This window comes from Microcoleus sp. BM001215392, from assembly GCF_036700185.1.
GTDB lineage: Bacteria > Cyanobacteriota > Cyanobacteriia > Cyanobacteriales > Microcoleaceae > Microcoleus.
Window position 1 is genome coordinate 17,199 of record NZ_JAUBOJ010000048.1, and the last position, 10,874, is coordinate 28,072.

8 protein-coding genes are annotated in these 10,874 nt (G+C 47.9%); 4 read left to right on the forward strand and 4 right to left on the reverse strand.

Annotated elements, in window-relative coordinates:
• Positions 1-21 precede the first annotated feature (21 nt).
• Both QT974_RS08200 and rbfA read right to left on the reverse strand, forming a co-directional pair.
• On the reverse strand, positions 22-1,650 hold the full coding sequence (locus tag QT974_RS08200) for a glycoside hydrolase family 3 N-terminal domain-containing protein (protein ID WP_333468014.1): 1,629 nt from the start codon (positions 1,648-1,650) through the stop codon (positions 22-24).
• Between the two features lie 167 nt (positions 1,651-1,817).
• Entirely contained in the window at positions 1,818-2,228 is a 411-nt protein-coding gene (gene rbfA, locus QT974_RS08205; RefSeq protein ID WP_333468015.1) for a 30S ribosome-binding factor RbfA, read from the reverse strand.
• A gap of 148 nt (positions 2,229-2,376) precedes the next feature.
• Between rbfA and sipA the strand changes: the two genes are divergently transcribed.
• A complete protein-coding gene (gene sipA / locus QT974_RS08210) occupies positions 2,377-2,598 on the forward strand; it encodes a regulatory protein SipA (protein WP_333468016.1) in 222 nt (73 codons plus the stop codon).
• 163 nt (positions 2,599-2,761) lie between these two features.
• Here the strand turns inward: sipA and QT974_RS08215 are convergent, their stop codons facing one another.
• Positions 2,762-6,076, reverse strand: coding sequence for an EAL domain-containing protein (locus QT974_RS08215; protein ID WP_333468017.1), 3,315 nt, complete (start codon positions 6,074-6,076; stop codon positions 2,762-2,764).
• A gap of 574 nt (positions 6,077-6,650) precedes the next feature.
• Here QT974_RS08215 and QT974_RS08220 point away from each other — a divergent pair.
• Positions 6,651-7,091 (forward strand): pentapeptide repeat-containing protein, encoded by a 441-nt coding sequence (locus QT974_RS08220; RefSeq protein ID WP_333468018.1) that lies wholly within the window; start codon positions 6,651-6,653, stop codon positions 7,089-7,091.
• 176 nt (positions 7,092-7,267) lie between these two features.
• On the opposite strand, the gene crtH is transcribed toward QT974_RS08220, so the two are convergent.
• Positions 7,268-8,812, reverse strand: coding sequence for a carotenoid isomerase (crtH, locus tag QT974_RS08225; protein ID WP_333468019.1), 1,545 nt, complete (start codon positions 8,810-8,812; stop codon positions 7,268-7,270).
• A gap of 468 nt (positions 8,813-9,280) precedes the next feature.
• Between crtH and upp the strand changes: the two genes are divergently transcribed.
• On the forward strand, positions 9,281-9,931 hold the full coding sequence (upp, locus tag QT974_RS08230; RefSeq protein WP_333468020.1) for a uracil phosphoribosyltransferase: 651 nt from the start codon (positions 9,281-9,283) through the stop codon (positions 9,929-9,931).
• 204 nt (positions 9,932-10,135) lie between these two features.
• The gene (locus tag QT974_RS08235; protein WP_333468021.1) at positions 10,136-10,606 is read left to right on the forward strand and encodes a TMEM165/GDT1 family protein; all 471 of its coding nucleotides are present in this window, start codon (positions 10,136-10,138) and stop codon (positions 10,604-10,606) included.
• Positions 10,607-10,874: the final 268 nt, after the last annotated feature.

Genomic DNA, 10,874 nt, shown 5'->3' on the forward strand with positions numbered 1-10,874 from the left:
ACCTAAGCATTGCCTGTTTTGTCACTGCTTAAATAGCAACTCTAGAGCGAGAGCTTGCGCCGCAGGCATCTGCCCGAAACAAAATACATAAGGAATACTTGGAGGCAACTGTGGCAAGAATTGCTCTAAAACGTAGGGACTTCCGTAAATTACCACAGCTTGCAGTTCTTGGGTACTTAATAAATTATTAAACCAATCTTTAGCTGCTTGAGTCAAGCCAGCACTACCTCGAAAGCAATTACCGCGAATGAAAATTTGCAGCAGTGTCCCAGAAAAACACTCTGCGCTTGGATTATCACTCACAGCGCCCGTGCGATCGTCAATTAGTTGCAATTCGTAACCAAACTTTTCGGGAATGGCGATCGCCGGAGTGTGTTTCCCCAAAAACTCGCAACCCAAAACATCGTCCACCACAATCAAATTCCGCAAAAGCTCCTTGTCTGGGGACTTTTTCGTCGCTAAAGGTAGCTTCCCGCCAAATTTCAAAGAATCTCGCAAAATCTCCGCAGCGGTTGCCCTTGCCTCTGTGGTTGCCAGCAAAATTAAATCGCTCGAACTCACCCCTTTGCTCGATGGGGGCTGGGGGGGGTCAAATTTGGGATTTATCGCTGCTTGCTCGATCGACAAACCCACCTTAATTTTTGCCTGCCAAATTCGCTTGACAGATTCCTTAATTTGTGATAAAGAAATTCGCCCTTGAGTGACAGCTTCGCAGACAGCCAGAATCGCCGCTTCCGGGTCAAGCGGCATCAACAAAACATCAGCACCAGCCTCAGCGGCCAAAACAGCAGCCTCGTTCGCGCCGTACTTATTGGCGATCGCACCCATCACCAAAGCATCAGTTACAATCAAACCCTCAAATCCCAATTCTTCTCGCAGCTTCCCAATCAAAATTTTGCGAGAAAGAGTAGCCGGAAACTCGTCATCCCAAGCTGGAATCAGCAAGTGAGCGCTCATCACAGCATCGACCCCACTGGCGATCGCGCTGACAAAAGGTGGCAACTCGATCTGGGCCAATCGATCGGGCGAATGCGGCAAAACCGGCAATTCCAAGTGAGAATCAACCGCCGTATCTCCGTGGCCGGGAAAATGCTTAGCTGTAGTCAAAACCGGGTGTTTGAGAGCGCCCCGAATAAAAGCAGCGGCTAATTTTCCGACAATTTTCGGTGTCTCGCCAAAAGCGCGGACGTTAATCACCGGATTGTCGGGATTGTTGTTAACATCAACTACTGGTGCCAGAATCCAATTGAGACCGATCGCCCTAGCTTCGATCGCAGTCACAGATCCCATTTGTTCGGCATATCGATCGGCCGCTTCTGCGTTGTGCTTCGCAATTTCAGCAATAGCCATCGGCGGCCCGAACCAAGTCGCCCCCGCGAACCGCTGACCGACACCTTCCTCAATATCAGCAGCCAACAGCAGCGGAAATTTTGCCACATTCTGCAATTGGTGCGATCGAACCGCCAATTCCGCAGCACTTCCCCCCACCAAAATCACACCCCCCACGCCCAAATTTTCCAGATAATAGCGGAGTTTGTCGGCCGTCGGTTCCCAGGCCCCATAGCGAATTTGATGGTCGAACAAATAGCCAGAAGCGCGCACCACGAACATCTGGGCTACCAGTTCTGGTAAGGAAAGATTGTCAATCATTCGATTTTAGATTTTAGATTTTAGATTTGGGATTTGGGAATTGGGAATTGGGAATTGGGAATTGGGAATTGGTAACTGGGAATTGGGCAATTCTCCCCATCTCCCCGTCTCCCTCTCAAAATCCATCCGTTACATCCGAAGAAAGCGAATCCGTTGCCGAACTTCCTTCAATCGGGACTTTCATCCTCAGCCAATTCTTCGTCCCCATCTAGAATATCCGGTTTGCGATCGACAGAAAGCTGATTTAGCAGTATCAGCATTTTATCGCCGCGTTCCAAAGAACGGTCTTCGAGAAATATAACTTCCGGCGTCCGGCGCAGTTGCACCCGTTGGCCCAACTGGTTGCGAACGTAGCTAGTTGCAGATTTCAAACCCTCCATAGTCTCGGCTTTCGCCTCATCCGTACCGTAGATGCTGACAAAAATCTTTGTATGCTGAAGGTCTCCCGAAACAATCACGTCGGTAACGCTAACCATACCCGCACCTACACGGTCGTCCTTGATTCCATTCAGCAACATCAGGCTGACTTCCCGTTTAATCATTGAAGCTACGCGCTCAATGCGACGACTTGTAGCCATAGCAACTATCCCCTACTTTCATATCAGCCATTGTCTATCAATTCTTAGTTTGCCACAAAGCTGTCAGAGGAAGTTCTGCCAAAAGTGCGCCACAATGAATTCTGGCTAGCCTAGCCGTGTCACGATCGCCCATCACCACATAAAAACTATGGAAAAAGAATTTACTATCGGTCAAAAAGTCAGGGTTGTGGCGATGCCGCCATACGTGAAAACAGCCGAACCGATGCCGGTGCTGCGGCCTGCGAACCTAATTGCGATCGGGGCCCAGGGTGTTGTGATCGATCGGCGTCCCGGCAATTATTGGGGGATTCGCTTTGAAAAAGGTGCTTTTCTCTTAGACAGTCAGTACATTGAAGCTGCTATCAGTTGACTGTTGACTGTTGACTGTTGACTGTTGACTGTTGACTGTTGGCAGTTGACAGTTGGCAGTTGGCAGTTGGCAGTTGAGTCCGAAAGCAGTTGTGATTGGGAATTGGGAATTAGGAATTGGGCAATTCTCCGACTTCCATCGGACGACTTCACGCTTGACGAATTCAAGAAGCCAACTTATTCTCAAAACCCAAGGAATTAACCGAAAAATCACTCAAAAACCCCTCTAAACTAGGAGAACCGAAGTTACAAGGTTGAGGCTTCCCCAAAAAATAACCTTGAGCGTAATCTACCCCAAGCTGCTTAAGTTTATCCATAACTGCTTGACTTTCCACATACTCCGCAATAGTTTTTATTCCCATGACGTGAGCAATTTTGGTAATAGCTTCCACCATGGCGACATCAATAGGATTGTCCGCAATATTTTTAATAAAATTGCCGTCAATTTTGATATAATCCACGGGCAAACTTTTCAGGTAAGCAAAAGAAGACATCCCGCTGCCGAAATCGTCTAAGGCAAACTGGCAGCCGAGTTCCTTGAGCTGCCAAATCAAGCTGGCTGCTTTACTGAGATTAGCGATCGCCACGGTTTCTGTAATTTCAAAACAAATGATTTCCGGCGGTATTTGATGGATGGAAAACTGCTCTTGAATAAACTCGATCAGCTTTTCTTCGTTGAGGCTGTCCCCAGAAAGGTTGATTGCATAAAGGCTGGGATGTTGCTCAAATGATGATTGCGAACTAGACAGGGGACAGCAAGTAGGCAAGGTAACTATTTTATCGCTGTCTGTGCCGGGGTTTTGGACTAAAAGATTTGCCGTGAAAATTTTAGATAAATTGCTAAATAAAGTGCGAATTACCCAGCGATCGATCGCGTGCATCAAGTTGTAGCGTTCAGCGGCCGGAATAAACGCCATCGGCGATACCAACTGGCCCGTTGCCAACTGGAGGCGGAGCAGGATTTCGCAATGTGTACCTGTGGTGGGAGAGTTGAGGAAAGGTACGATCGGCTGATAGTACAAGCGAAAGCTATTCTCTTCTAAAGCTTGATTAATTTGCACCACCCATTGGGTTTCGCCGTGCTGTTTGATTAATTCTCGATCGCCCGCTTCATAAACCTGCACCCGGTTGCGGCCTTTATTTTTAGCAGCGTAGCAAGCAAGATCCGCCGCGCTCAAAACCACAGATGTCGATGCTATTTTGGGATTAATTGCCACCAAACCGATACTGACGCCGAGGGAAAAAGTTTTATCCTGCCACCCAAACCGGAATCCCTGAATGCTTTGCAGCAGCAATTCTGCGACCTCTAAGCCGTGTGAGGGGGAACAATTGTACAGGAGTACGGCAAACTCATCACCGCCCAGACGCGCCAAGACATCGGTTTTACGGATATTGGTTTTAAATAGCTGACTGACTTGGCGCAGCAGTTCGTCGCCTGCAACGTGACCAGAAGTATCGTTAACTATTTTGAAGCGATCGAGATCCAAGTAAAGCATCACGTGTTCTTGGCAGTAACCTTGAGCGCTGTGCAGGGCGTGTTCTAGCTGGTACTCAAATTCGCGGCGGTTGACCAATTGCGTCAGGGGGTCGTGAGTTGCCTGCCAGGTGAGTTGCCGCGCTTGAGTTCGCACTTGAGTGACATCTCGGAACACAACGACAGCCCCGACAATTTTGCCGTTGCAGGCGTGGATGGGGGCGACGCAGTGGTCGATCGCAAATTCGCAGTTGCTGCGGGCAATCAGCAAACTGTTGTATCCTTGGTCAACAATCCGACCTTCATACAAAGCGATTTGGGCGATATTTTCGATCGGCATCCTGCTGGTTTCATCAACGATTCTGAGGACGCCCGCTAGGGGCAAACCTTTAGCTTCCCAGGTAGACCAACCGGTGAGTTTTTCAGCAACTGGATTGAGGGTAGAAATGCAGCCGTCGCTGTCAGTAGTGATGACGGCATCCCCGATCGATTGTAGAGTAACCTGAGCGAGTTCTTTTTCCTCAAAAAATGCTTGTTCCATGCGCTTGCGATCGCTAATATTGCGCTGCACGGACACCCAGTGAGTGAGGTTCCCCAACTCGTCAGCAACAGGTACGCTGTTGAGTTCCACCCAATAAGTGGAACCGTCTTTGCGGTAGTTAATCAATTCCAAGCGCAGCGGTTCTCGGCGAGAGAAAGCGCGGCGAATCTTGGCAACTTGAGCGCCATCGCTGTCTGGCCCCCGCAGACAACTCGGTGTTTGACCGATAATTTCTTCGGGGCGATAACCAGTCATTTGAGTAAAAGCTTCGTTGACGTAGATGATGCTGGGATCGGAGATATTGCCGTATCCGGCATCCATAATTACGATCGCATCGTTAGCGTTAACCACGGCAGATTCTAGCAATTGCAGGCGCACTTCAGCGCGGAGGCGGGTAGCAATTTCCGTTTCTAGTCGGGCATTAGTCAAGCTGAGGGAGGCGATCGCCTTTTGCAACTCGCTAGTCTGTTCTTGGATGCTGGCGTGCAAAATATCGATCGCCCCGGACATTTCCATCGGGTCAAGTACGCGCAGCAAACTGCTTTGAGTAACTATTCCCAGCAGTTCTCCTTGTTTCCCCGTTACTACCAACCTGCGGACTAAACGCTGCTGCATTTCTTGATGAGCTACCCACAGCGAGTCTTCAGGCTTGAGACTAAATAACGGGGTACTCATCACAGTTTGGGCGATCGTCTGCGACAAATCTATATCTAAAGCTTGAAATTCCACAATATCCCGTTCTGTGACCATACCTACGGGAATTGGGAACGGCAAATTCATCTCATATCCTGTTGATACTGTAATTACCACACAGCTAACGCGGTGCTGCGCCATCAACTCGGCCAAACTCATAACTGAAGCTGACACAGGTGCCTGAATAACTTGAGATGTCATTACTTCTTTGACGCTGCGCATTTGCAAGATATTTGCCGGTTGTACCATTGCTTGGCGAATGCTTTCGGGCGTAATTACTCCTAGGAGTTGACCGGAATTATCCAATATTGGCAGGTGGTGAATTCTTTGTTGGCTCAGCAGAATTAGGGCGCTGAAAATGTCTTGCTCTTCACCTTTGGTCAGAGTTGCCGCGGGCTGCTTCATCACTTCTGCGATGGTGACATTTTTTAAGTTTTTGCCCGATGCAATCAAATCGACGAGATCCCTCTCGGTAAAGATGCCTTGTAATTGAGAATTTTGAGCAGATGGTGTGGAGGATGTTTCGACGGACTGCGCCACGACAAAGATGCAGCTACCTGTCGCGTCTCTGAACGCTCTAGATATGGGGGGATTGGCGATTTGGTAAATATCCGTTGGTAGGCTCTCGGGGTTGACAGAGCAACTGCCGCGCCGTTGGCCCATCAGCGTAATTACTTCTGCTAGCGGGGTACCGGGTGCAACTGTCAAGGGGGAGCGGTCAATGACTCGATCTAAAGTCGGCAGATACTGGGAGGAATCATGTTTGAGCATATTTAATTCATTTTGGCGATCGCGCCTTAACTCTGCAACCTTGCTAAAAAGCGCTGCTTTCCAATCAATACGTGGATTTTGACAGCGCTGCTGAGACGTAATTAAAATTTTTTCTTAAAAATGCACCCCGAACTTAGGCTGGGAAGCTGGCCGGTGACGGCTCTGGCTCTACCTATAAAGTTATAATTCTATCTTGATTTTAAATGTAAATTTTCTGGCCCGTGACAGTTTTATTATAGATAACGTATTTCTAGGGAACTTTTGGGCAGATAATTAACTTAGACGATCGTCCATCGCATCGCTAATTATATCCATCTTCGGCAAGAGACATATATTCGCTGTCCGAGCTAACCTAGAAGATGTTACTACTCAAAGAGACTGTATTCAGTTCGGTAGTGTTAAGTTTTGCGACATTAAGTTTTGCGAGCTTTGAGAAACCACCTGTGCGTTTTGGAAGGCAATCGATATCACAGCCGGCCTGTGAATTCGATCGCAACTTGCGAAAACAACAGTGGTAAGATTGTAGATATAAACAGAAGAAATTAAAAACCCAGTCTGCTGAGGAAAAAAGATTATGAAACGCTATCTACTAGCCGCTACTATTTTAATTACTCCCTTACTGTTGGCAGGCCCGGCTCGCGCCCAAAATCCCGATCAGGTCAAACAATTACTGTCAACTGGTCAATGTTTTGGGTGCGACTTGTCGGGAGCAAATTTGGCAGGGGCTCATTTAATTGGTGCAGATTTGAGAGAAGCGAATTTGCAAGGCGCCAACCTCTCTAACGCCAACCTCGAAGGCGCTGACTTGACAGGCGCTAACTTGACGGCTGCTAACTTAACAGCAGTTTTCCTGACTAACGCCAGTTTAAATGACGCAGACCTCGATCGGGCAAATCTGACCGCTGCCATCATCAACACTGCTGACGTATCCGGCGCATCAATGGAAGATATGACCATCACTAATGCCAAAATCTACAATACCCAAATCGGCGTCGGTGGCAGTTACGAGCAGTAACTCATTCAAAGAATGCAAACAGCCAATTTTCAGTTTAAAAACCCGGTTTCTCTCCAGAAACCGGGTTTTTAGTCTTTAGGTTGGTAGTGAGGACTTCAGTCCTATCTTATGGGATAAGGACTGAAGTCCTCACTACCAACCTGATTGGGGTTATTTTAAATGTGACGAACCTACCACTAAAAACCCAAATCCACAGCAATTCTGTGCGCGCAAGCAAACCCGGAAAAAGCCACCGCATTTAAACCCTGTCCGGGAAACGTACTGTCGCCCACACAATACAAACCTGGCATCGAAGTTCGATTAAATGGCATTCCCAACAAACCCATTAACTTCTGTCGCGGAATTGGCCCGTAAGTTCCGTCTTCGCGGCCCAAAAAGCGGCGGTGAGAACGCGCCGTCCCCACTTCCATATAATCCAAACCAGCATCTAAACCAGGAAAAATCTTTTCTAATCTGTCAATAATTCTCCCTCCAGCCTCTTCTTTTTTATCCTCGTATTCCTGCGGCGAAAGTCCTTCCCACTCTTCCATCCAGCTAGAAGTAAAAGCATGAACAATGTGATATCCTGCCGGAGCTAAATCCGGGTCGAGCACGGTTGGAATTGAGACTAAAACTGTTCCCTCCGGCGCTTCCATTTTGTCCCAATCTTCTAACAAAATGTGGTGGCAGGCACTACCAGCAGGGATGACGCTGGCTTCTACTCCCAAATGCAAGCTCAAGAAACTCGGGGCTTTTTGATAGCGCTGCTGCCATTTCTTCTCGCTGGCGGGCATCTCTTCGGCAGGCAGCAATTTCTCGAAAGTATCCCAGCGGGTGGCGTTAGAAACTATCCGCTTGGCTCGGTAAACTTCGCCGGTTACTAGCTCGACTCCAACAGCGCGGCCGTTTTCTGTGATAATTTTTTTGGCTTTAGCTTTGTATTGAATTTTCCCGCCGCATTTTTCTAATCCTTCTACTAATTTTTGGGCAATTTGACCGACTCCGCCTTTGGGATAATTGATGCCGCCGTAATGTCTGTCAGAAAATACCATTCCGGCGTTAATCATCGGCGTCAAGTCTGCGGGTACTACTGACCAGTAGTAGCATTCCATGTCGATAAATTTCAGCAAAGTTGTGTCTTTTATGTAGCGCCGCGCAATGTCGCCAGTATTCTGGGGCAGATATTTTACTAATCCCAAACAGGCTAAAGGATTCTGAAAAAAGACTCGAACTAGATATCCAGGTTCTTCTAGGGATAGCAATTCCATGCCGTTGAGACAGTTGAAGACGTTCCAACATTCGCCGTAAAATTTCTGGATGCCTTCGCGCTCGTGGGGGAATCTGTCAATTAATTCTTGCAAGTATTTGTCATAAGCCTGGGGAACTTCGAGATCCAAGCTGCTGGGTAGATGGTAGTGAAGCTGTACGGGGTCGGGGATTGTTTCTAGGGTGACGTTAACTGCTTTGAGGGCGCGGGTGAGGAGGTTGGTGGTGCCACGCTGTCCGAACCCAAATATCATGGAGGCTCCGACATCAAATCTGTAGCCTTCTCGATCGAAATATCCAGCACTACCCCCCGGAATTGTGTAGCTTTCGAGCACCAAAACTTTGGCTTTCTTAGCTGCTAGCTGGGTTGCAGTGACGAGTCCGCCAATGCCGGAACCGATGACTATCACATCAAACTCTTGCTCTGTCGGGCGGGAGTTGGCGGAGAATAACTGGGATTGGGTAGGAGCTGACATTTGGTTAAAAATCTTAATATTTCTACAATTTTACAGTCGATCGCTCCAGAAGGAAGAAGTTCGGCAACGGATTATATAACGGATGTAACGGATGTAACGGATGTAAGGAAGACCGAAGTTAGGCAACCGATAATGCCCGCGTGCCCTATGCGCCATGTTTCAAACAGAAATGCTTCAAAAAAAATGCGGGAACAGTCTACCATTGCCGACTGCCCCCGTCTGCCTATCCTTTGAGAGGAGAACACTGAAAATTACTATAGCCTTATTGCTAAACTATGTCAATACAATTGCCAAGATTTTTCAATAAGCAGGCGGAGGTCGGCAAACGAAGAACGAAAACAGTTGTACGATTTGAGATTAAAGAATGGAAGATTGTGGTAAGTTGCACAGAGCGATCGTTAGCGAATTTCTCGAAAAGGATCGCACCGCATAAAATCCTTCAAACCTAGCAATCTCCCGAATTCCCTCATGCCCCTGCAACTGCGCGTTTACGTTCCGCCCCACCCGTTAATTAAACACTGGCTGGCTGTCGCCCGCGACGCCGCCACTCCATCGGTACTTTTTCGTTCTGCGATGACAGAATTGGGACGCTGGCTGGCCTACGAGGCAATTCGAGATTGGCTACCGACAGTTGAAGCAACGGTGCAGACGCCTTTGAGTCCATGTCCGGCGACTTTTATTAACCCGGAAGCTCCGTTAGTTGTGGTACCGATTTTGCGGGCGGGTTTGTCACTGCTGGAAGGAATTCAGACGGTTGTGCCGCTGGCTTCGGTTTACCATCTGGGTATGGCGAGGAATGAGGAGACGCTGGAGCCGACTTGTTATTTGAACAAATTGCCGGCGCAGTTTAACCCGGAAACGCGGGTGATAATTAGTGAGCCGATGCTGGCGACTGGCGGGACGATTGTGGCGACGATGCAGGAATTGATTTCACGGGGAATTAACCAGAGTTTGATTCGGATTATTTGTGTGGTGGCTGCTCCTCCGGCTTTGAAGCGGCTGAGTACGGAGTACCCGAGTTTGGTTCTTTATACGGCAACGATCGACGAAATAGTCAACGAACAGGGGTTTATTGTACCTGGTTTGGGTGATGCGGGCGATCGAACTTACGGCACTTGAACCAGGGAATTTTAGATTTTCGATGGACTAGACAAATAACTGTGGGGCTTCTATCCGTGTTTGGGTGAGTTGAGCAATTTCTGGAATTGGTTGCGGAAATCTCCGGGAAAAAAAGATGGGGCTGGTGCAGGTAAAATCAGGCACAGAGAAAGTTAAGATCCAAAGTAGAAATCAAAAATAAATAGCGTTTAGCATTCATTGCCAGTGAAACTTGATTCTGTACCGCCAAACTTGTCTGCTTCTGACTCAGAAACCCCCAATTCTGATTTGCCACCACAAGTACAACTACAAAAACTTAAAGAGATTTCTGAAATTTGTGCTGCTTCAACCCCGGAGCAGGTAGAAGTTTCGGTGAGTGCAAATCCTAAGCTTTGTCAGGAAGAACAGCAACTGAAGCCGAAGCATTGGGCAATTTTTGCTTCGACTTTTGCAACTATTTTTTTGGCGGAAGTTGGAGATAAAACTCAACTCGCGATTTTGTTGATGACGGCTGAATCTCGGAATCCTTGGATTGTGTTTGCGGGTGCGGGTTCGGCTTTGATAGCAACGAGTTTGTTGGGAGTGTTGCTGGGAAGGTGGCTGGCGACTCGAATCGATCCGAAAACTTTGGAGAAGGCTGCGGGAGTGATTTTGCTGGCGATTTCGGCGGTTTTACTGTGGGAAGTCCTGGGTTAAACGATTTTAGATTCTAGATTTGAGATTTGGGAATGATATCATGTGCGATCGCTTGACCCAATAAATAAGGTTTGTAGTACGGACTTCAGTCCGCTTTATGCTGCGGACTGAAGTCCGCACTACAAACCGTTTTTGTGATGGTAATCAACCGGACATGATATGACTGTGGGGTGCATCTCACTTTGAGGAGGGCGAAGCATGACCGCATATAAATTATTAGTTATAATCCCATATTGACTACGGTCATGCTTCGCCCCTACAAACATAT

What these genes read in the sequence shown, in the direction of transcription:
- QT974_RS08200 (WP_333468014.1), bottom strand. Translation starts at nt 1,650, where the DNA reads ATGATTGACAATCTTTCCTTACCAGAACTGGTAGCCCAGATGTTCGTG.
- rbfA (WP_333468015.1), bottom strand. Translation starts at nt 2,228, where the DNA reads ATGGCTACAAGTCGTCGCATTGAGCGCGTAGCTTCAATGATTAAACGG.
- sipA (WP_333468016.1), top strand. Translation starts at nt 2,377, where the DNA reads ATGGAAAAAGAATTTACTATCGGTCAAAAAGTCAGGGTTGTGGCGATG.
- QT974_RS08215 (WP_333468017.1), bottom strand. Translation starts at nt 6,076, where the DNA reads ATGCTCAAACATGATTCCTCCCAGTATCTGCCGACTTTAGATCGAGTC.
- QT974_RS08220 (WP_333468018.1), top strand. Translation starts at nt 6,651, where the DNA reads ATGAAACGCTATCTACTAGCCGCTACTATTTTAATTACTCCCTTACTG.
- crtH (WP_333468019.1), bottom strand. Translation starts at nt 8,812, where the DNA reads ATGTCAGCTCCTACCCAATCCCAGTTATTCTCCGCCAACTCCCGCCCG.
- upp (WP_333468020.1), top strand. Translation starts at nt 9,281, where the DNA reads ATGCCCCTGCAACTGCGCGTTTACGTTCCGCCCCACCCGTTAATTAAA.